23 protein-coding genes and 1 pseudogene are annotated in these 18,999 nt (G+C 59.2%); 8 read left to right on the forward strand and 16 right to left on the reverse strand.

Going from position 1 to position 18,999, the window contains the following annotated elements; genetic code table 11:
- Positions 1-164 precede the first annotated feature (164 nt).
- The 5 genes from FFS49_RS40320 to FFS49_RS40340 all read right to left on the reverse strand — a co-directional run bounded on the left by FFS49_RS40320 (position 165) and on the right by FFS49_RS40340 (position 3,320).
- Complete coding sequence (locus tag FFS49_RS40320; protein ID WP_105816255.1) at positions 165-1,208, reverse strand: replication protein RepA; 1,044 nt, start codon at positions 1,206-1,208, stop codon at positions 165-167.
- 64 nt (positions 1,209-1,272) lie between these two features.
- Positions 1,273-1,539 (reverse strand): CopG family transcriptional regulator, encoded by a 267-nt coding sequence (locus tag FFS49_RS40325; protein WP_105816254.1) that lies wholly within the window; start codon positions 1,537-1,539, stop codon positions 1,273-1,275.
- Between the two features lie 14 nt (positions 1,540-1,553).
- Positions 1,554-2,213, reverse strand: a complete 660-nt coding sequence (locus FFS49_RS40330) for an AAA family ATPase (RefSeq protein ID WP_105816253.1) — start codon at positions 2,211-2,213, stop codon at positions 1,554-1,556.
- A 100-nt stretch (positions 2,214-2,313) separates the two neighbouring features.
- On the reverse strand, positions 2,314-2,913 hold the full coding sequence (locus FFS49_RS40335) for a recombinase family protein (protein ID WP_105816252.1): 600 nt from the start codon (positions 2,911-2,913) through the stop codon (positions 2,314-2,316).
- Between the two features lie 218 nt (positions 2,914-3,131).
- A complete protein-coding gene (locus tag FFS49_RS40340; RefSeq protein ID WP_105816251.1) occupies positions 3,132-3,320 on the reverse strand; it encodes a hypothetical protein in 189 nt (62 codons plus the stop codon).
- 319 nt (positions 3,321-3,639) lie between these two features.
- Here FFS49_RS40340 and FFS49_RS42310 point away from each other — a divergent pair, with 319 nt between their 5' ends.
- The 4 genes from FFS49_RS42310 to FFS49_RS40355 are packed head-to-tail and all read left to right on the forward strand — an operon-like array spanning position 3,640 to position 7,176.
- Positions 3,640-3,924: a hypothetical protein gene (locus FFS49_RS42310; protein ID WP_171026911.1), complete on the forward strand. Its 285-nt coding sequence runs from the start codon at positions 3,640-3,642 to the stop codon at positions 3,922-3,924.
- Positions 3,924-4,490, forward strand: a complete 567-nt coding sequence (locus FFS49_RS40345) for a hypothetical protein (protein WP_216661684.1) — start codon at positions 3,924-3,926, stop codon at positions 4,488-4,490. The genes FFS49_RS42310 and FFS49_RS40345 overlap by 1 nt, the downstream gene beginning before the upstream one ends.
- On the forward strand, positions 4,487-6,655 hold the full coding sequence (locus FFS49_RS40350; RefSeq protein ID WP_105816249.1) for a DotA/TraY family protein: 2,169 nt from the start codon (positions 4,487-4,489) through the stop codon (positions 6,653-6,655). Before FFS49_RS40345 ends, FFS49_RS40350 begins: the two co-directional genes overlap by 4 nt.
- A gap of 11 nt (positions 6,656-6,666) precedes the next feature.
- Positions 6,667-7,176, forward strand: coding sequence for a hypothetical protein (locus FFS49_RS40355; RefSeq protein ID WP_105816248.1), 510 nt, complete (start codon positions 6,667-6,669; stop codon positions 7,174-7,176).
- Positions 7,177-7,209: 33 nt separating this feature from the next.
- Here the strand turns inward: FFS49_RS40355 and FFS49_RS40360 are convergent, their stop codons facing one another.
- The 8 genes from FFS49_RS40360 to FFS49_RS40390 form a co-directional block, all read right to left on the reverse strand.
- Positions 7,210-7,524 (reverse strand): hypothetical protein, encoded by a 315-nt coding sequence (locus FFS49_RS40360; RefSeq protein ID WP_105816247.1) that lies wholly within the window; start codon positions 7,522-7,524, stop codon positions 7,210-7,212.
- Entirely contained in the window at positions 7,514-7,768 is a 255-nt protein-coding gene (locus FFS49_RS40365) for a hypothetical protein (RefSeq protein ID WP_204086237.1), read from the reverse strand. The genes FFS49_RS40360 and FFS49_RS40365 overlap by 11 nt, the downstream gene beginning before the upstream one ends.
- 69 nt (positions 7,769-7,837) lie before the next feature.
- Positions 7,838-7,972, reverse strand: a complete 135-nt coding sequence (locus FFS49_RS43045; RefSeq protein ID WP_258181718.1) for a hypothetical protein — start codon at positions 7,970-7,972, stop codon at positions 7,838-7,840.
- Positions 7,965-8,279 carry a hypothetical protein gene (locus FFS49_RS40370; protein ID WP_216661685.1) on the reverse strand — a complete coding sequence of 105 codons (315 nt, stop codon included), beginning with the start codon at positions 8,277-8,279 and terminating at the stop codon, positions 7,965-7,967. Before FFS49_RS40370 ends, FFS49_RS43045 begins: the two co-directional genes overlap by 8 nt.
- A gap of 2 nt (positions 8,280-8,281) precedes the next feature.
- Complete coding sequence (locus FFS49_RS40375; RefSeq protein ID WP_216661686.1) at positions 8,282-8,536, reverse strand: type II toxin-antitoxin system RelE/ParE family toxin; 255 nt, start codon at positions 8,534-8,536, stop codon at positions 8,282-8,284.
- A 26-nt stretch (positions 8,537-8,562) separates the two neighbouring features.
- Positions 8,563-8,835 carry a CopG family ribbon-helix-helix protein gene (locus tag FFS49_RS40380; protein ID WP_105816244.1) on the reverse strand — a complete coding sequence of 91 codons (273 nt, stop codon included), beginning with the start codon at positions 8,833-8,835 and terminating at the stop codon, positions 8,563-8,565.
- Between the two features lie 77 nt (positions 8,836-8,912).
- A complete protein-coding gene (traI, locus tag FFS49_RS40385; RefSeq protein WP_105816243.1) occupies positions 8,913-10,589 on the reverse strand; it encodes a TraI/MobA(P) family conjugative relaxase in 1,677 nt (558 codons plus the stop codon).
- Positions 10,586-10,894, reverse strand: a complete 309-nt coding sequence (locus FFS49_RS40390; RefSeq protein ID WP_105816242.1) for a MobB mobilization protein — start codon at positions 10,892-10,894, stop codon at positions 10,586-10,588. The genes traI and FFS49_RS40390 overlap by 4 nt, the downstream gene beginning before the upstream one ends.
- A 284-nt stretch (positions 10,895-11,178) precedes the next feature.
- On the opposite strand from FFS49_RS40390, the gene FFS49_RS40395 reads away from it, so the two are divergent.
- From FFS49_RS40395 to FFS49_RS40405, 3 genes are read left to right on the forward strand one after another with little or no spacing between them, the layout of a single operon-like run.
- Positions 11,179-11,469 (forward strand): hypothetical protein, encoded by a 291-nt coding sequence (locus tag FFS49_RS40395; RefSeq protein WP_137910479.1) that lies wholly within the window; start codon positions 11,179-11,181, stop codon positions 11,467-11,469.
- The gene (locus FFS49_RS40400) at positions 11,466-11,768 is read left to right on the forward strand and encodes a hypothetical protein (RefSeq protein WP_105816240.1); all 303 of its coding nucleotides are present in this window, start codon (positions 11,466-11,468) and stop codon (positions 11,766-11,768) included. The genes FFS49_RS40395 and FFS49_RS40400 overlap by 4 nt, the downstream gene beginning before the upstream one ends.
- An 18-nt stretch (positions 11,769-11,786) precedes the next feature.
- Positions 11,787-12,104, forward strand: coding sequence for a hypothetical protein (locus FFS49_RS40405; RefSeq protein WP_105816239.1), 318 nt, complete (start codon positions 11,787-11,789; stop codon positions 12,102-12,104).
- 333 nt (positions 12,105-12,437) lie between these two features.
- On the opposite strand, the gene FFS49_RS40410 is transcribed toward FFS49_RS40405, so the two are convergent.
- Positions 12,438-13,277 carry an AraC family transcriptional regulator gene (locus FFS49_RS40410; RefSeq protein ID WP_137910503.1) on the reverse strand — a complete coding sequence of 280 codons (840 nt, stop codon included), beginning with the start codon at positions 13,275-13,277 and terminating at the stop codon, positions 12,438-12,440.
- A gap of 110 nt (positions 13,278-13,387) precedes the next feature.
- On the opposite strand from FFS49_RS40410, the gene FFS49_RS40415 reads away from it, so the two are divergent.
- On the forward strand, positions 13,388-13,906 hold the full coding sequence (locus FFS49_RS40415; RefSeq protein ID WP_105818841.1) for a carboxymuconolactone decarboxylase family protein: 519 nt from the start codon (positions 13,388-13,390) through the stop codon (positions 13,904-13,906).
- A gap of 953 nt (positions 13,907-14,859) precedes the next feature.
- On the opposite strand, the gene FFS49_RS40430 is transcribed toward FFS49_RS40415, so the two are convergent.
- On the reverse strand, positions 14,860-15,090 hold the full coding sequence (locus FFS49_RS40430) for a hypothetical protein (protein ID WP_226285535.1): 231 nt from the start codon (positions 15,088-15,090) through the stop codon (positions 14,860-14,862).
- Between the two features lie 70 nt (positions 15,091-15,160).
- Positions 15,161-17,968: pseudogene (locus FFS49_RS40435) on the reverse strand (Tn3 family transposase); the annotation flags it as partial.
- Between the last annotated feature and the right edge of the window lie 1,031 nt (positions 17,969-18,999).

Genomic DNA, 18,999 nt, shown 5'->3' on the forward strand with positions numbered 1-18,999 from the left:
GAATGGGGGGGGCGATCTATCGTGGATAACTTCGCCAGTTCACAGGGTTGTGCACCGGCCCTTTCCAGTCGATCGCCGGCCACAAAATTCCGTAGATCAACATTTTACGGAAAGCCCCATAGCTTCTGAGCAACGACTCAAAGGGGGGGCGATCTAACGGGAAGTCATCGAGTCGGCCCACCCTTGTAAGGGATGGGCGGCGGAGACGGCAGCAGCAGCAGCCCTGGCCCATTGGTGCCGTCCTTCTTCTCAAGGCGCCTCACACGGGCCTGTGGATACACGGCCAGAACTTTTTTGAGCGCCGGCAAAAACTCCTTCTTGAAATCCTTGTCCGGGTCTTTGCCGGTGTACTCCTGTGCGAACTGCTCGCGCAGCACCGTCCAGCGCAAGGGAACGCCCCTGCCCTCGATGCGATGCAGGCGATGGGCCAGCCAGGCGTAGACGTCCAAGGCCAGCGAGGAGCCTTTCAGGGCCAAAAGAGCACGGTTGTCGAGCGGTACTGCACTATCCATCAGCGACGAGAAATATTCCTCTGATAGCACCATGACGCCCGGCCATAGCGCACGCTGCTGCGTCTCCTTGTTCGATAACCAAGCGTCGAATTGCTTGACCGGCTGCCCATTGTAGGTTCGCCCCTTGAGCCCGAGTTGCAGTCGGCACGCAGCTAGGGCATGCATCTGCCGCCGTAGCGTCGTGTAGCGTCCGCCTTGGTCGTCCATGTCCATCAGTCGCAAGAACTCGGCTGCACTGTCACCGATGGGGATTTCCTGCACCTTGTTCCGCACGGCGAAGGTGGACACCCAGGCCAGTGCAAGCCGTGGCATAACGCCGTAAGGGATTGGCTGCAATACAGGTCCCCTCCCCTCGTCCAGGTAACCGGCCTGCACGTTCATCCATGCCGCGCCGGACTGACGCATAAATTCGCGGCCGTCGACCTTAGCGCGCGGCAAGCCGACCTGGCACAAGACGGCATGAGTAAAGGCCATGTCTTCGCCGCTCGGCGGGGTCGTCGCGATTTCTGCGCCAACCTCAATCAACTTCCCTTCCTGCTGCGTGAGCGTGGCTCTGGCGGCTGATTTCTTGCCGAGGGCCTTTGCGGCCGATTTCTTGGCTACGTGCTTCACCGGCCCTTCGGGATCGAGGCGAGCCATGAAACCATCGTCAAGGACGTCGCCGATCCGGATCAGACCGCCTTTTCTCTCTGCCATACATGCCCCTTTAGCAGCTAAATAAGCCCCTATGGATATTAAAAGGATATTATTTTAATATCCTTTAGCTCTGAAAAATATCACCCTCTAGGGCACGGAAAATTGCCATGTTGATGACCGCCGCACGGGCCTGGCCGGTCCGCTTGGCCACGTCGTCCACCTTCCGCAACAGCTCGGGGGCAATGGTCAAGGTGATCTGCCGCTTATGACCTTTCGGGATGCCCTTCTCATAGACCGTCGGCGTAGCCGCAGCCGAACCGGCGTCAGGAGCCCCTTGGATGAAAGCATCTGCGGCTGCATTCGTTGATTTTGGCTTACGTTGGATAGACATTTCTATCACTCCTTTTAGGCGATTACTTGGATATTAAAAACAGATGAAACTAGATTTTTAATTTCCGTGATCGCCTTCGGATCACGCGGCGTCAGCTCGGACACCGCTAGACCGGCTCCGCCGGCGTTGCTGAACGCCTTGCGCCGCCGAATCGGAGTCGCCAGGTACTCGAACTGGGGAACATCGGCCACGGCGGCCGCCGCATCAGCGTTATCGGCCGAATGTTCGCCGGGGTCAGCCTGATTCATCACGGCATAGCAACGCAGACCGTCGCGCACGCTCCGCGCCTCATCGACCAGTGCTGCCATGTCATCGAGTGCCCACACGTCATAGGAACGCGGAGCGAATGGCACCAGTAGCACATCCGACAGGATCAGCGCCGCCCGTAACGCCGTCGAGTCTCGGCCGCCGGCATCGATGATGATGTCTTGCCACTTGTCGCGCTGCTGCTGCACCTGGCCGCGCAACGCCGGACCGTCAGCGTACTGCGCGCAGGCGATTCCTGGCCGTCGGCTGCTCTCTGCCCGCGCAGCAATGGCGGCGGCCGCCGTCCCTTGGCGGTCGCCGTCAATCAGCCAAACATCGCGGCCAGCTAGCGCACGAGCGATAGCGAGCTGAACCGCAAGTGTGGTCTTGCCGACGCCGCCCTTGGTGTTGCCTATCGTAACAATCACGTTAGCACCTTAAATGGATATTAAATTACCTTTGAAATCATCGCACCGACAACAAAGTGAAGTCAATAGGTCAGGCTGTCTTTAGGATATTTTTTTAATATTAAAACACATTGGAAGCAAGCGCCTTATACAGCGCCGTTTTCCCGACCTTCACGCGGGCAGCCGCTTCCCGAACGGTCAGCCCCTTAGCGTCAATCAGTGCGCGAGCGCGAGCTAGTTTCTCAGCCGTCACAACCGGCCGCCGGCCGGCAGTGCTGCCTCGAGCTTTCGCCACGGCGAGACCTGCGCGTGTGCGCTCACGGATCAGATCTCGCTCAAAGTCGGCCAGCGCGGCGAACAAGTGGAACACCAGTCGGCCATTCGGCGTGGTGGTGTCGATGTTCTCCGTCAGCGACCGGAACCCAACGCCGCGCTGTTCCAACTCAGCCACGGTCTGGACCAGGTGCGGCAAGGATCGGCCAAGCCGATCGAGCTTCCACACGGCCAAGGTGTCACCTTCGCGCAGGTAGGTGAGCGCGGCCGTCAGACCCGGCCTGTCAGCCTTCGCGCCGCTGGCCACGTCCTCAAACACCCTCGCCGCACCGGCGGCGTTCAGCGCCTCGCGCTGCATCGTGGCGTCTTGGTCAGCGGTCGATACACGGGCGTAGCCGATGATGTGGCCAGCGAGGTTTCGGGTGTGTTTTGACTTGGTCGTGCTCATCGTGAATCCGGGGGATGGTGGTAGTGGACAGACTGTCCGCTTTCTGTCCGCAATAGTGCCTTGTCCGTCTTCTCGTTTACAAGAGAAATTTGCGGACAGTTTCATGTGCGCCCGTCAGACCACCGTTTGGCGGACAGCGCGCTTGATCCCAATTGGGATCATTCAACGTACCCGCTTAGCTCACCAGTGATCCATCTCAGCTCATTCACCTGGCGACGTTATCGGTTGAGCTGATAGACGCGGCATGCCTCGGTGTAGCGGTGCGGGCAGGTTTCAGCGCGTGAGCAATCGTGATCGCGCTGCACGTCGGCGGCCGAGCTGCTGATGCCTGAAACGATGAAGGTCTGCCGATAGAGCGTCACGCGGATAGCTACTGCCGGACAGTGGAAGGGGTATTGCTGAGTCATCTGAGCCTCGCTCGTTGAAAGCTACAGCGTGCCGTCACGACTGGTCGACCGCTTATCACGACCGAAAAACAACAGATCGAGCGGCGTCGGAGTTTCCGTAGACGCATCCAGCATGAACCAGCAATCCGGCAACGCATCAACACAATTCCAAATAAAAACAAAGACTTCACGTCATTTTCATTTTGCAGATTCGAATTATACGGAATAAATCTTTAAAATCATCGACTTACAAACAAGTATCACTTGTTATTACCGATACGTAGAGCCTAAAATCAGACAGGCAACGAACCTGTTTCGTATTAGATCTGGAATACAAAAAATGCAGACTGATTTTGAAAACCTGTCGGCGTCCGCCCTGCTGTGGATGAAGCGGCGTTGGATGCTCGGATTTGCAGCGTGCCTGATGCCCGCAGCTCTCTTTCACCCTTTCAACTGGATCTGGCCGGCATGTGCAGTCGTGTGCCTAATCATCGCCCTACGCGCGCATGAGCGCCTTGCCGCGATTAGAGGCAAGGCGTGTAGATGGCGAGACGTGTTCGATTTGGAGGATCCCCTCACTGCATGGCTCAACAAGCGAACTTCCAACAGCCGGGAGGGCAAGTAATGGACGTGAAGCAAACCGCAAAATCCGCCGGGGTTGAGATCGCAAAGCGCCTCTTCCTTCCGTTCTATGCGTTTCGAAAGAACGTGCAATCGTTCAAGGTGGCAAAACAGCAGCACGACGAAAACATCGTCTACATCAAGGAGCTGTATGCGCGCGCGAAACAAAAGGCTCGCGTCGAACAGCAAGGCGCGGGCGGTGCTGCGAGCGAGCAGGGGTTCGAGGAGATGATGCGCAATCGATCGGCCGGCGCGCCAAGCATTGCAGATCTGCAGCGACGGTTTCGTTTCCAGAAACGTCTCGCCATTGGGACCGGCACGGCTTTCCTCCTGATGGCCGTCTACGCCCTTTCACGCGGCAATGTGTTCGGCATTTTCACGCTTGTGGCCGGTCTGCCAGTGATGTTCATGGCCAGCCTGACCGCGCAATTCCGCCTGTGGCAACTGCAAAACCAGCGGCTATCGCGAGCTGAGCATGGCGGCCTGAATGACTTCATGCGAGAGCCCGGTTGGTTTGTCAGCGTCATCAATCCGGAGTTTTGGAAACGGCAGAAAGGGGGACGGGCATGAAGCGCAGAGCAGCACTTTTCCTTGCGGCGATCTTGAACAGTTTGGTCGCGTTGCCCGCATTCGCCGACGGCACGACTCTCGGTGAAATAACCCAAGCGGCGAGCCGCTCGGGCGATCTCAGCCGGCAAGCCCTGGTCGGCGTCTTCGGTAACGTAGTGAATAACCCGCTCGCAACAGGCGGGGCCGGAGGCGGCGATACGATTCTCGCAAGCCTGTTCCAGGTAACGAACGGCGGACTGCTCGTCGTCGGAGCCTTCTTCGCCTGCTACACGTGGTTCAAAAGGCTCTCTCAAGCGGCGCATAGCGGGGCTGTCTACGGAGAAAACAAAGGTACCATGTGGGGGCCGATCCGCCTCGTGTGGGGATTGGCATCGCTAGTGCCGACGGCAAACGGCTGGGCACTCTCGCAACTGCTGATGTTGTGGGCTGCTTCGATTATGGGTGTCGGTATCGCCAACATGGGGACCGACGCAGCAATTCAGGCCTTCTCGGACGGGAAGGGCATGGTGCTGCAACCGGCAATGCCCAGCACGATACAGCTCGCGCGAGACCTGTATCAGGCGAACCTGTGTATGCACGCTTACAACGCGAGCCTCACCATGGTCGGAGCGAACGGGGGTATTCCGCCGGACCAGAAGGAATACGTGCAGATCACATCAGGCACCCAAGGCCTCGTATTGCGCAACCCGATCGGCACGAAATACTGTGGCGGTGCCGACATCGATGCGTCGAAGCTCACCCCACAAGACCAATCTACCAACTGGTTCGGCGGCACCATTGATACGACGGCGCTGTTCCAAGCGCACCTGCAGGCCCTCAAAACCATGGAAAACACGCTGTCGCCGGCGGCGGTCGCATTCGTGCAGGCCGTTATCGATCAGCAAACGAATGCCAGTGCCGTTATCCCAGATGCAGAGGTAGCAATCCAGTCGGCCGCGCAACAGTACGAGGCCACGATACAGAGTCAGGCAGCGACAACCACCGGCAACATCAGCAGCCTGGCCAGCCAGCTCAGCAGTTCGATCAAGGAGGCTGGATGGTGGTCGCTTGGCGCGTGGTATCAAACGTTTGCTCAGGCCAACAGCAAGCTCTCCGGCGCAGTATCGGCCGTCGCACATGTGTACAAAGAGCAGGTGGGTGGGAACGATGGCGTTTCCCAGCTGCGCTCCCGAGTCGACAGCGCATTTCAGCTTCAAGAAGCTGGCTCGACGACGACACAGCCGTTGGGCAACGCAGGAAATGCCAGTGAAAAGGATGGCGGCAAAGCCCTCAGCCAGATCTTCTCGGGCTTTGGGCAGAAGATCGTTGCTGCGATGACCAGCAGCGGAGACGCAGAACGCGGCACCGTGAACCCGCTCATCAAGATGAAAAATCTCGGTGACTACACCTTGGGAGGCGTCGAAGGCGCATTCGGTGTATGGGTCGGCCTGAACGCTGTGGTTGCCGGCGCAGATGCCAGCATCTGGGGGAAAGTTGCGAACATTGCATCCGGACTCGGTGCCGCCGCCGGGGCAGCACTGCACGCGACGGAGCCGATGTTATTCACGCTGCTCATTCCGCTCCTGTTCATTGGTGCCGGCTTGTCTCTGTACCTGCCCATGATCCCGTTCATCACCTGGTTTGGGGCAATCATTAATTGGCTCGTGATCGTGGGCGAAGCCATCGTGGCCGCTCCTCTTTGGGCGATGACGCACTTGGGCGGTGAGGGCGATGGCATGGGTCAACGCACGACGCACGGGTATATCTTCCTGTTGAACGTGACGGTGCGCCCGATCCTGATGGTGGTTGGCTTCTTCTTCGGCGGAGCCGTCCTGATTGAAGGCGGAACGGTTCTCACAAAATTTTTTGGAATCGCAGTCGCGAACGCCCAATTCGATTCGATGACGGGCATCGTCAGCGTCATCGGGTACCTCGCGATTTACTTCATGCTCGGCGCGAATCTGATTCACACGAGCTTTAGCCTGATCTTCGTTGTGCCCGACCAAGTGATCAACTGGGTGGGCGGTTCGGCGGCTGCAACGCTCGGCCGCGAAACGACTGGCGAAGTGCGAGGCGCGCTCGCGGTGTTTTCCAGCAAGCTTGAGCGAATCATGCCGGGCACCCCCAAGCGTACCCCCGATAAGGGCGGGAGCCGTCCAAGTCAAACCGATGGAATGCGTTCGTGAGGAAATAAGTTATGCTTAATTTATCAATCGTGTTGGTTCCGGCCGTACTGGCCCTCGCGTCGATCGCCGGCCTCGTCTTCAGTGGATTTGGACTGTTCGTGGGTGTGGGCGTGCGCGACGGAATGCCATGGATCGTAACGTCCGTTGTCGGACTGGTCGTCGCCATTGTCTGGATCCGGATGTTCGCAAGCCATCTGACCGCGAAGTTGCAGCGACAGGTACAACGCGTCGCTCCTCCCGGTTTTCATCCAGCCGTCGAGGCCAGCGCCCCGACCGAAGGTCAGTACGTCGGAATCTCTACGGAGATAGGGAGCGTCGTAGTCGTTGACAAGAAGAAGCGCATCGCCAAGCAGATGCCGATCGACAAGGTGTCGCGGTGGGAGTTCGAAGATGCCGAACGGGGCAGCACGTACCTCGTGCTGTGGTTCAATGATCATGCGTTACCATCGACACGGGTACTTGTACCACGTCGAAGTGTCGATGACACGGCATCGCGGTTGCGAATGGCGTTGGGGTTCTAGCAAAACAAGACCGGGCCTGATGGCCCGGTTTTGCTATGCAAGGGTTATACGGATCTCTTGCAGCGCGAGGATCTCGTGCTCGGCCATACCTCGCCGGAGCTGCTCGAGCGCGGCCGCCGATCGCAGCGCCTGGTGCTCGATCTGCTGCTGCTCGAGCAACCTGCCCAGCAGAATCACCTCGCCTGCGCCTTCTAGGGCCCGGAGCTGCGTCGGGCTCTCGAAGGCCCAGCGATCGAGGATCTGCCAGCCGCGGCGATGAAACGATGGCGATCGACAAACACTCGCCAGCGTGGCCGGCGTCAGCACGGCGGCCGCGATCAACAGCGGCCGGGTGGGTTCAGCGTGCATGGGGCTCTCCAATCGATCGCAGATAGGTGATCATCCGCGTGTTGTTGCCGATCGACGTCGATGGAAAGCCACTGTTCTTCCGCAGCTCGTCGACATGTTCGTGCGAAAACCCCATATCGATCAAGGCTGCGTTATCGCCCTTCGCCAGCGCTTTATTGGCCGCACGCATGAGTGCGTTCGCCCATTGAAGGCGTGCGATTTCGAGCCGGATTGCATCCGGGCTGATAGCATATTCAGTTGCCATGTCATCACCTCTAGTCCAGGTGGTGTTGTGGAAGTCCCGCCCGTGTGTTCCCGCACACGGGTGGGGCGCCTAATGTGGATCAGGTAGACGGCGAAGCCGCTGGTCCGGCTGCTGCTCGCCGAGCTCGGCGAGAATATCGGGCTGCAGCTCAAGCTGGCCAGCGTAGACCAGCGGCGTGCCGCAGCGGGTGTAATCGTCACGCATTGCCTTTTCCGATCCGGGCGAGCAGTTCGGCTCGCTTCTTGGCATAGCTTTCCTGCGCTTCATCGTCAGATACCCATTTCGTGTTCGGATCGTCCGCCTCCTCCAGCCCCTCACGAACCTGTTCCCGGAACCATTGGTCATGCGCTGCCGCATCGGCGAGCAACCGCAGCGTGGGCTCGTGTCGAACCGTGACCTGCTCCAAGATCAGACAGTAAGCCTGCAGGGGCGACAGTCCTTGCTCGGCAAGAATGGCGGCCGCGTCGTCGTGGAGTCCATCAATCCGGGCTTTGATTTCGTCATCGGTCACGATCAGTACCCCGCTTCCTTCTGATGCCTGAAAGCCAACACGTAGATGGCATCATCTGCTGCTTCGTGGCGATACAAGGCTACATAGCCGGAATCGCCGAATTCGATGACCAGCTCGCGCCACTCAGGCTGCGCCGGAAAAGGACGACCGATGGCGGGCGTCGTTTCCAGCAGCAGGAATTGCCGCTCGATGGCCTTCGCGGCCCGCCTAGCTGCTTCCGGGCTCTTGGTGGCCAGAAAGCGTCGGCAGCGCTCCAATCCTTGGCCTGCGCCTTCCGTGATGATTACGTGTGGCACTCAGGCAATCCCGTTTCGTTGTCCGTGCCCCAAGTGTTCAACCACGCGCGCACTTCTTGCCCGGTCAAATGCCGGCCGGTTTCCTGATAGGCAGTCCAAGACGCCTGTGCCTCTTGCTTGAAGCTTTCGCGGGCTTCTTCCCGCTCCACGTACTGCTTGATCGCCTCACGCATGATCCAGTGTGGCGACCGATCGCGCAGGCTGGCCAGGTGCTGCACGCGCCCCTTCAGCTCGTCGTCGATTTTGAGTGACGTTGCCATACGTCAGCCCTCCATTATCAATGAGTGATACCTAGCGATACTATAGCCCTGCTCCCCCTCGCTGTCCACGAGAGCCATCACGACGGCCGGCGAGGCGACCGCTTCGGCGTACCGTCCACTGGACGCCCGATCTGGCCGACGACTTGACCGCGCTGGGCGGCCAGACGGGCGGATTCCTCGCGTATGACGGTCTGCAGTTCCGGGTTGGTAATTGTGAAGCCGTAGCGGGCCGCCAGACGAGCGCAGCGGGCCTTGTAAGCCTCACTGCCGGTCACCTGGAAAGCACCCCACTTCTCCGCACTGAGCTGCAGGGCGGCCAGAATGGCAGCCTCGTCGGTCACGTCATGCACGTCGATGCGGTCGCCCCGATCGACGAACGCCGGCGAAATCTGGCCGGCCAGGTGGTAGGCCACGCGATCGCCTTGAATCTCGGCCATGAAGTCGCGCAGATCCTTCTGGCGTCGAGTCTCGACCGGATCGACTCGTATATCGCCGACAATCCGAGCCGGGATCTCGTCCGGCCCGTGGTCGCGGTAGCGCCACTGGTCGGCCGCTTCGGGCGAAAGCTCGCTCCTAAGCCAGTCCTCGTAGCTCGGAAACGGCCGGAAACGCTCCTGGAAGCGTCTGCGCTCGCCGCTCTGCCGCTCCTGCATTCGAAGCCGCATAGCGGCCTGATCGGCCGCTAGGACGCTGCGCAGGACGTTCAATCGGTCGCCCTTGCCACGCCACTTCCCGGCCGTAACGTCAGCCCGCTCGACATGCTGTCGTTCGGCCACCCCCTGCCGCTCGAGCTCGTGTTTCTCGCGTAAGCGGATCTGCGCGGTGTTCTTGGCCTGGTAGTGTGCGCGGCGGGCCGCAATGTACTCGGCCCAACGTGGTGCGGTGGCCTTAATCGGCTTGGCCGGGAAGGTGGGCAAGGCGTCCGCCGACGCAGCCGGCTGGAACTCACCTAGGCGCTTTTGCAGAGCAGCCAGCGTCGCGCCGCGATCGGCGCTCGATGCCTTCACGGGCACGTCGCCAATCCAGATGACCGCGCCACTGCCTTTGCGCTCGTAGCGAAAGCCCTGCGCCTGCAGGCCAGCGTGCAGCTCGACCCAGCTCGCGGCCGCGCGAATGATCGGCGCCGCGGCCTCGATCGCGATGCGCTCGGCGGACTGCTCGCCCGTCCGCACTTCCATGTCGCGGCGCTTCTGAGATGGTGTTTTGCGACCGTCGGACGTTCCCCGGATAGCCTCACCGTTCGCGTTGACCTGGTAGCGGGCGTTCTGCTCGCTGGACCACCCTTGGATGGCTTCGATTTTGGCGATCGCGCGGTGGCCTGCCTCCTTGTCGAACCCCTTGTTCGGTTTGATGACCTTGAGCGTATCGGGATGCACCCGGTTCACTGCGATGTGCAGGTGCATGTTGTCGGTGTCCTGGTGCAATGCATACAGCGCCTGGTGCTCGGCAAGACCAAACTCGGCGAGCAGGATCTCGACCGCCTGTTCCACCTGTGCCGGCGTCGGATATTCGCCTTCACGCCAGCTCAGAATATAGTGGTTGATTGGGTTCGTGCTGCGCGGGGCATCCATCGCCAGCGCGATCATCTCGCCCTGCTGGCCAGTGTGGTCGTCGCAAAGGAAACCGCGTGCGCCGGTGTACGCGACCTTTTCGTGCGGGTTGGTCTTGGCCGGATCGCGGATGTAGTCGGTCAGGTCGCGCACGTGCTTTGCCTTCGACTTCACGCGATCTGCCGGTACCTTCTTGAAGATCATGGTTGACTCAATTTCTTGATCTGCCCGGTGATCTCTACGAGCGCTTGCGCGGTCTCGCGGCTGTAGACGCCGTCCGTCTTGTTGTGGATGTGCTTTAGCAAGCCGCCAATGCGGCGTAGCTCGCGCACCATCACCATGTCGGCGTTGGCGACGATCGGTCGCCCGAAGTAACGGCGGCGCACCAGCTCGGAAACACTCAAGCCGGCAAGCTCGGCGTCGTCACGCAAACGCGTCTTCTCGTCCGGCGTCAGACGCACGGCGATTTTCTCGGTCAGCGCCTCAGCGCCTTTCACTGCGAACGGCATAGCCGGTCCTCCACTTGGCGCTGCGCGCCGGTCAACGGGTCCAGGGCAGCGCCCTGGCAGGATGAGCCGGCCTGTGAGAAGCAAAGCGCCGAACGGGCTGGCGTCCCTTGGCTGCACAGGAACGAAGTTCCATGTGTCAGACAAGGGCCATCCTGTTACACTCAACCGCAGTGCAAATGGTATAGCACGTCGCTGCTTTAAGCGATACCATTCAGGAAACTTGAAACGTAAGACGAATTCGTACTTCGCCGACACTTTTCGCGGCATCTACGAGGCCAACATCAATGACGAACGAAAAACGACTCACAGTCGGCCATGTCAAAGCGATGCTTGTCGATCTCGATGCCGAATTTCCGCCGCTCACGCGTGAGGAAATCGAAGCCAACAAGGTCAGCAAAAAACGCAGCGCTGCGGACAGAAAAAAGCGGGAGGATGTGGCACTTCTGCGTGCTGAGGTGGATACCTTGAAGGCGCGTGGAATGTCGATCCAACAGATAGCCGATGTGCTGCGCGGTGAACGCCTCGATGAAGCAACACCAACACTTCGCAGGCACCTTGCAGGAACACGCGAATGAACACGATGGATCGGGCTGGAAGCGTTCCGTTCGGAGCTTTGACGGACGATCAACTAAGCGATCTGCAACTCGCCGAGGATCTCATCGACACGATGTACAGCATCGTGTGGAGTCGTATCTGGAAAGGACGCGCGGAGCGCGAGCCGAATGCAGCATCCTTTAAAGAGCTACGGAGAGCTTTGAGACAGTGCGATGACGATCGTCGGTTGTTGCGATGGCATCGACAGGATCATGCCGCGATGAAGGCGATCATCGACCACTACACCGTCGCGGTACGCGATCAGTTGACGATGCACTGAAACCCCGGAGGGAAGGCTGTGGAAGAGGCAGAAGATACGCGGCGCGCCTGGAGCTACACCGCCGCAGTAGAAGCCGGATTGGAACTCCAGTCGTATGCTTGGGCCGATATTCCGGAAGGCACGTGGGCAGCTCGCCTCGACTTTAAAGTGTGGTCAAACAAGACGGCCGCCGGCCACCTTGTGTGTTACTTCACATCGCTCATTGATGGTCGCCGCTATCGACTCTCGGCATTCCGTCCGAACCAGCCCGCCGGGCGATGCTACACGCCGAAGGATGGAGGCATTGATTTTTCACGCCCAGGGTTAGACGGGCAGACGTTTCAGGTGAGGGGGTGAAGCAAGCTGAGCGCGAATTTCTATCATAAGCGCCAAAGTTATATAGATTTACCGAATTATTCGGGAAGATCACAGTCGGAGCCGTTTCTGGATGCCTGAACAGCCTGGGCGCTGCGACGACGGCCCACAGAACCGCTATCCGACGCCGTCATTTGCAAGTTGATGCGACTGAATGCCGCCCGGGAACTGCGCATCTCATTTATGAAAACGATGCGCCTTATGACCGCAAGGCTTATGATAGAAATTCGCGCTCAGCTTGTTACACCCCCGGAAAGAGAACGGGAGTCTCCTCCTATAGAACGCGTTCCAATAATAGCTGCACTAAAGATTCAATCACGCCGTCGGAAGCTTGCGCTGCGAGTCTAACCACGCAACTGGCGAGCATCCCAACCTCCGACGGAAAGCCCGCGAGAGAGCGGAAGAACTTTCGTAGCCAACCTCGCTGGCGATCAATTTCATCGATCGGCCCGCAAGCAGCATTTGTTGGGCCAAAGTTAGTCGCCAGTCGGTCACATAGTTCAAAGGAGTAAGCTGAACCACCTTACGGAAATGATCAGCGAACCGAGCGCGCGACATTCCAGCAGTGCTAGCCATCAGTTCTAAGGTCCACATCGACTCGGGATGGTCATGTACAGCTTCGAGCGCAAGGGCTATGCGCGGGTCGGCAAGGCCCGCTAGCAAACCGCCGTCAGCTCGGCCTTGCGATATCAAAAAGCGCAGTACCTGGATTATAACTAGCTCGAAGAGACGATTAAGCGCAGCCACCCGTCCATCCTGATAAGTGGCCGCCTCGGCAACCAGAAAATCCAGTAGCAGCTTCGCATGGGGCAATTCGGTGCACTGGAGGATGACGATGTCGGGGATTGCTCGGGTGATTGGGTTGTTAAACCCGTTTTGAATTCTCACCGAGGCACACGTCAACTCCACTTCCTCATCCTCATCGACCTCAAACCTATGTGCCAATGCGCGCGGACAGTACATTAAACACGGCCCCGACACGAGCAAGGTGTTCCCATCTGATAGCCGAACCCGCATCCGCCCGCGGCGCAGCAGGTGGATGTACCCCTGCTGCTCTTCCCCAAAGCGAGCAATGCCGCATAGCGCGCCGTTATAAAAAACTCCGGCCTGGAGGCTGAAACGTTCTATCAATGCGGAAAGTTGGTCAGGTTTCATGTGAGACGATTGGTATTGGTTCTGAGACTGTCTGAGCCCATGACGTTCGATGATAGGCGCAAACTTCTTTCTGTGCACTCCCGCACTGGACCCACTCAAAAGGAATTATCATGCCGCGAATTACTGCCCTGACCTTCGAGCAAGCCTCCCCGGAAGCAACTCAATTGCTGCAAAATGCAAAGGCCAAAATTGGCATGGTGCCGAATCTTTTCAGTACGCTTGCGCATGCTCCCGCCGCACTCGCAGGGTATCTCCAACTTGACGAGAACCTGAAGTCTGGCGCGTTAAGCGCGCCTCAGCGTGAAATCATTTCTCTGGCTATCGGGCAGTTCAACGAATGTGGGTACTGTCTTTCGGCTCATACTCTGATCGGCAAGGGCGCAGGCTTGTCTCCGGATGACATCGCAGCCGCGCGTCGCGGTAGTGGTAGCGCTGTCGCCGAGCTGGCGGTGCAAGTAGCTCAAACGCGCGGCAATGTGAGCGACGCAGATCTGACCGCTGCCCGCGCAGCTGGCCTGAGCGATGCGCAGATAGTCGAAGTTGTTGCCGGCGTTGCGCTCAACGTGCTAACTAACTACATCAATAACCTTGCAGAGACCGTCATTGACTTCCCCAAGGTCACGGTCTGACCTGCGATACGTCTACACGACGGAGTGGTAAAAGATATTCGGGTACCCGTTTCAGCCGATGGGACTGATATGACTTCGCCTGTCGATCGATCGGCTTTCAGTCATGGTGTATCTGGATTTCCTGAGGGCGACGTAGCAGTATGACTCGACGGTGAGTCGCATTGATATCCGCAGGTTGGTTACCGCATTACCGTGGTCCGCCTCATGAGCTTGCCGCTACTCAAAGTCGCAAGTCGCATGAGGCGTGTTGCATAGTCCAATCGCGGGTAACTGGGGTATCGGGCTGCGCCGCTTTCAGGAAACTCTTCGTGTCATCATTAAGTTGATGAGGCATCAGCGTCTGGCTTTGCTTCGTATGGTGAGGGACACGGGCAATCTGCTGATGTAAAAATGAATTCCGCGAGCTCTCGAGCAACAGCAGTCACACGAGTGTTCACACCGTTTCCGCGCGCTGCGAGCTTCCGATATCGCCAGCACAGTCGCAGTTTGGCATCCACGCGCCGTACGAGATCGGTCAGCCCAATGAAGTTCTTCTTCAAAGTCACACGTGACCAGCCCCAACTGACGGCCAGAATGTATTAGGTTGACCCGGTTGGACGGACAGATTTGCAGTTGGGTTTAATGTGTTGTTGATCCTCTGTTACGTCCCGGCCTAAATTAGGGTTGTCGTCGCGAGCTATGTGGCGTGAGATTGCGAGGGGCGTCGCGCACTAAATGAGGAATGGAATGGGCCTCGTTTAGTACGCGACGGCGGCGCTAGATTGGAGGGTCGGTTTTACGGCGCCAGGGTTGATCGGGATCCATTGTCTCGCGATAGCGTTTGTCGGAGTCGCGACGCAGTTCGTGCTCGTATCGTTGTTCGCATACAAGGGCGAGGCGGTAGAGGAAGTCGGTCAGAGCACGAGCACAAGAATCAGGGATACCGTCGGGGAATAGCGTGTCAAACTCGGGCGTCATTTCAACTCCTCGATTGCCTGTTGTAGCAGTTCGTCGGGTAGATGGTTCAGTCCTTTGGGCACGGCCATCTGCATAGCGGTGCGCAGAATCCGCCCCGCTTGCCGGGGCAAGCCGCGAGAGGCCTGGCGAAGTAACTCCAGGCCAGATTCGGCCAGCAACGTGTGACTGCAGCCGGCGCTCTTCAATGCGTGCTGGATGAACAGGGCGAAGCGCTCGCGTTCGATCACGGGTTTGAGTTGAACGCGTGCCTGGATAGAGGCTTGACCGGGATTCGTAAAAAATCCGCCACATCTCAGTCTAAGCAGCTGATTTGAATGCAAAATCGATGGTCGGATCGAGCGGCGGAACGGGGCGTAGGAGATCCAGCAGATAGTCCCCAAACCGGTTGATGTGTTCCCGTCGGTACGGCGACAGCACCTTGAGTACTTCGGCGTCGACCGGATGCCCTTTCGCCTGCAGTTCCTTCAGTTTGCGCGACATCCACTGGACGTTGTACAGGATCACCATGTTTGCGACGAGGTGGTTGTACTTGATCACCTTGCGCTGCTCGTGCCGGACGTTTTCGGCAATCACGCCTTCGCCACCAAACATCAGCCACTGCGCGAAGTCGTTGAACTGCTCGCTCTTGTTGGTTGCCGCGTGAATCGTGCGACGCAGCTCCGGCTCATTGAGATATTTCAGCAGGAACAGCGTACGGATCACGCGGCCCAGCTCCCGAAACGCGAAGTAGAGCTTGTTTTTCGTGCTCTCCGAGCCGAGGCGGCGCAGGATTGTCGACGGCGTCATCCTGCCCGCCTTGATCGACACCGCAACGCGCATCATGTCGGCATAGTGACGTTCGATCAGCGCCCAGTCAATCGCCTGACGGCACAAGCTGTCGATATGCTTGTATTTGCGCCGCCGGTCAGCCTTGTACAGCACGAGATCCTTGATGTTGCGCATGCGCGGCATCAGGTTGATGCCCACCACGTACGACAGACCGAAGACCGGACCGCTTTGCGCCTGCGTATCGCCATGGATCGTATCGGGCTTGACGTCTGCGCCGTTCAGGATCAGCCCATCGAGGATATAGACGGCTTCGTGGACACCGCACGGGATGAAGTGACTGAACAGCGCGATGTACATGTCGGATACGTGATAGTAGCCGATCCCGCCGTATCCCCCATAGCGAACGTGATACTCGGACAGCAGGTTCTGCTCGTACAGGCTCCACTTGGTGCCGTCGGCCGACGCGCGCTTGCCGCTGCCCCAGTATTTCGGCAACGCGAACTGGTTGTACGCGTTGATCACCTTCACGTTCGCCTTGTCGAGCCGCTCCTCCGTGACGTGTTTCAGGTTCAGCCAGGCGACCTGTTTGCGAGTGAGCCCTTTCACCGAGCGCGCCGTCTGGCTCGGCCCTAGGTTGCAACCGTAGCAGAACAGCGTCGTGATGAAGCGCTTGCGCGGATCGTCGATCTTCGCGTCAAACCCGGATAGCGGTCCAAACAGTTTATGCAGGTCGAGCCACTGCTCGGTTTCGGTGAGGAGATCCAGGATGCTGAGCTGCGGCATCGATGCCGTGATGGCCTGATCGATCAGCGTGCGGTTCGGCGGCTCGGGCTCCTTGCCCGGCTTGTGGATGACGAGTTCCTCATTGGCGAACTCGATGCTGTCGTTTGCCGGGAAGTTCGCATCGGCCTCGTCGAGCGCCGCGTTCAGCCTGTCTCGCAGATCCTTCGCGAAGCTCTTGCCGTCCGTGGGCAAGCCCACGATCTCGCAGTAGCGCGGCAGTTCACGCCGGAATTCCTCGTCGGTGACCTGATGCACCCGATAATCGTCGAAGCGGTCGCTGCCCTCCACATAGAGGTCGCCGGAATTGAGTTCCCGCATGATCTGGCTGAAGACACCCAGTTCGAAGAACCGGCGGTGCAGCATCCGGCTGTCCCGTCCGTGCGGGAACACCGCGCGCTCCCACTTCTCCGGCAACCAGTCCAGCGGCAGGTTCGCGAAGTCGTTGTCGGTCAGCAGCAGGTATTCGCGGTGCGCGTTGCGGAAACCTTGCAGCCACGCGAGCGCGACCAGCACTGCGCGGTCCTGCGAGCTCGATTGCAGCGGCAGCACGTCCAGGCACTGGAACAGCAGCGAGCGCTGGGTGCGGTACGGCACGAGCATAAACGGCAGATCGAACTGCCCGGCATAAGCGATGTGCTCGTTGCATTGCGCGAGCGCTTCGGCCGGGTCGCCGAGCGCCTCGCGGATTTTCGGTAACCGCTTAGGCTCCGGTACGCCCTCATCCTGGAGAATCTGCAGGACGTCCCGGAACTGCCCGACCAGTCCCTCCAGCATGCCGGCGTGTTCAAGCTGGTATTTTTGCAGCCGGACCTTTGCGTAGGACTCCAACTTGCGCACCACCTTGATGAAGATCTCGGCGACATCATCAAGCGCCTTCTGCAACTGCGCCTGGATGAACAGCACCGCAAGCGCATGACGCTTCGCGGTCTTGAGCGACCGCAGTTCCGCGACGTCGAGCGCCCGCGCTTCGGTGACCAGTTGGGCCCGCTTGCTAACAGACAGGATAGAGGGTGGCGCCGGCAAGCCTTCCGCCAGTTTCCTGATCCCGTTAATATGTTTGAGGAAGCTGGCGATCGCCCGCGCGGCGGGTCGCTTCGGCTCCTGTTTCAGATCATCCCAACCGGACTTGCCGGCCTTGACGACGAGAAGCGCGTCGATGCGTTCGACGAGTGCTGCATCGAGTGCGCCGGTGATGGCCCCATAGATCGCCTCGTTGTGATCGTTGCGCGCCTGCGTGGCGATGCGCTGCAGCGTCGCCAGCGGCGGCAACTCGTACCGGCGCCGGACCAGTTCCTCGATCAGCACGTTCGTAATATCGGGCAGTTCGATCTTTGTCCGGGCTTCCGCCGACGCCAGTTCAGCAAGCGACGCCGCCTCACTCGCATCGAACGCCCGGATGTCAAGCCAGCCGCGCAGCAGTTTCTGGTGACGGATCCGGGTGCCCGACACGTCATACCGTGCGATCGCCGTCCGGGACAGGGCGCGGGCCCGCATCGACGTCCGGATGTGATCGACAATGGCGGGCGGTACCTCCACGAGCATCGGGAAGTAACCGGGGGTGAAGCAAGCTGAGCGCGAATTTCTATCATAAGCGCCAAAGTTATATAGATTTACCGAATTATTCGGGAAGATCACAGTCGGAGCCGTTTCTGGATGCCTGAACAGCCTGGGCGCTGCGACGACGGCCCACAGAACCGCTATCCGACGCCGTCATTTGCAAGTTGATGCGACTGAATGCCGCCCGGGAACTGCGCATCTCATTTATGAAAACGATGCGCCTTATGACCGCAAGGCTTATGATAGAAATTCGCGCTCAGCTTGTTACACCCCCGGTGACGGTCGGCAGAACGACAAAAGGAAGTGCTACATGGCTCGCGGCGGAATTCGATGAATAGTCACAAAGGCACGCAGTAACGCGTGGTCTGCTGCACGACGCAAAGAAAACCGATGGACGCTTTACACTTTTGGTCAGGGAAATACCCCGACACATTCGATGTTGCCAACAACAAGGAAAAACGGAATGCATCCTGTCATCGCGAAGGCAAGCGGTTTTGGAGTGGAACGGTTGTCAATGGCGGGCGCGGAAGCCGCACGCGGAGCGCAGCCGGAACGGCGAGCACCGAACGGGTGAGCACCCGGCGGAGCGAACCATTGACGGCCGTGAAACGACGCAGCCTCTGCGAGAGGGAGCAGGGACAAGGGCTTTGCCCGCTTTCCCTGCTCCCCGAGCCTCCCGGCGGTGAGGGCGGGGTTCCAAGGGGCAGCGCCCCTTGGTCAAGCCCGTATGGGCGCGAAGCTGGTTAGGTATTTTCCTGGCCAGGGGGCCGGGCACGATTGCGGGAGGGGGAGCCGGCGAAGCCGGGGGAACCCCGTAGGGGTGCCCCGTCGGAGACGCAGGCCGGCGCCGAAGGCGACGGGGCGAAGCGCGAAGCGCGGAGGGTAGGCGCGCCTGTAGGGCGCTACAGCGGATCAGTCTGAGTAGTTGCTGGACTTTTCCACTGATTTGGGCCTCCAATTACCAGAAAGATTTATAGGATTTTTTAAAGGCTAAACCTTACAGGTTTAGGGGGGGGGCGATCTAACGA

Source organism: Burkholderia sp. 4NA327C6 (genome assembly GCF_005502655.1).
Lineage (GTDB): Bacteria > Pseudomonadota > Gammaproteobacteria > Burkholderiales > Burkholderiaceae > Burkholderia > Burkholderia contaminans.

Coding starts and splice junctions, on each gene's coding strand:
- FFS49_RS43045 (WP_258181718.1), bottom strand. CDS start 7,972: ATGCGTGACGATTACACCCGCTGCGGCACGCCGCTGGTCTACGCTGGC.
- FFS49_RS40320 (WP_105816255.1), bottom strand. CDS start 1,208: ATGGCAGAGAGAAAAGGCGGTCTGATCCGGATCGGCGACGTCCTTGAC.
- FFS49_RS40380 (WP_105816244.1), bottom strand. CDS start 8,835: ATGGCAACGTCACTCAAAATCGACGACGAGCTGAAGGGGCGCGTGCAG.
- traI (WP_105816243.1), bottom strand. CDS start 10,589: ATGATCTTCAAGAAGGTACCGGCAGATCGCGTGAAGTCGAAGGCAAAG.
- FFS49_RS40415 (WP_105818841.1), top strand. CDS start 13,388: ATGCCGCGAATTACTGCCCTGACCTTCGAGCAAGCCTCCCCGGAAGCA.
- FFS49_RS40365 (WP_204086237.1), bottom strand. CDS start 7,768: ATGGCAACTGAATATGCTATCAGCCCGGATGCAATCCGGCTCGAAATC.
- FFS49_RS40410 (WP_137910503.1), bottom strand. CDS start 13,277: ATGAAACCTGACCAACTTTCCGCATTGATAGAACGTTTCAGCCTCCAG.
- FFS49_RS40350 (WP_105816249.1), top strand. CDS start 4,487: ATGAAGCGCAGAGCAGCACTTTTCCTTGCGGCGATCTTGAACAGTTTG.
- FFS49_RS42310 (WP_171026911.1), top strand. CDS start 3,640: ATGCAGACTGATTTTGAAAACCTGTCGGCGTCCGCCCTGCTGTGGATG.
- FFS49_RS40345 (WP_216661684.1), top strand. CDS start 3,924: ATGGACGTGAAGCAAACCGCAAAATCCGCCGGGGTTGAGATCGCAAAG.
- FFS49_RS40390 (WP_105816242.1), bottom strand. CDS start 10,894: ATGCCGTTCGCAGTGAAAGGCGCTGAGGCGCTGACCGAGAAAATCGCC.
- FFS49_RS40355 (WP_105816248.1), top strand. CDS start 6,667: ATGCTTAATTTATCAATCGTGTTGGTTCCGGCCGTACTGGCCCTCGCG.
- FFS49_RS40335 (WP_105816252.1), bottom strand. CDS start 2,913: ATGAGCACGACCAAGTCAAAACACACCCGAAACCTCGCTGGCCACATC.
- FFS49_RS40340 (WP_105816251.1), bottom strand. CDS start 3,320: ATGACTCAGCAATACCCCTTCCACTGTCCGGCAGTAGCTATCCGCGTG.
- FFS49_RS40400 (WP_105816240.1), top strand. CDS start 11,466: ATGAACACGATGGATCGGGCTGGAAGCGTTCCGTTCGGAGCTTTGACG.
- FFS49_RS40360 (WP_105816247.1), bottom strand. CDS start 7,524: ATGCACGCTGAACCCACCCGGCCGCTGTTGATCGCGGCCGCCGTGCTG.
- FFS49_RS40325 (WP_105816254.1), bottom strand. CDS start 1,539: ATGTCTATCCAACGTAAGCCAAAATCAACGAATGCAGCCGCAGATGCT.
- FFS49_RS40395 (WP_137910479.1), top strand. CDS start 11,179: ATGACGAACGAAAAACGACTCACAGTCGGCCATGTCAAAGCGATGCTT.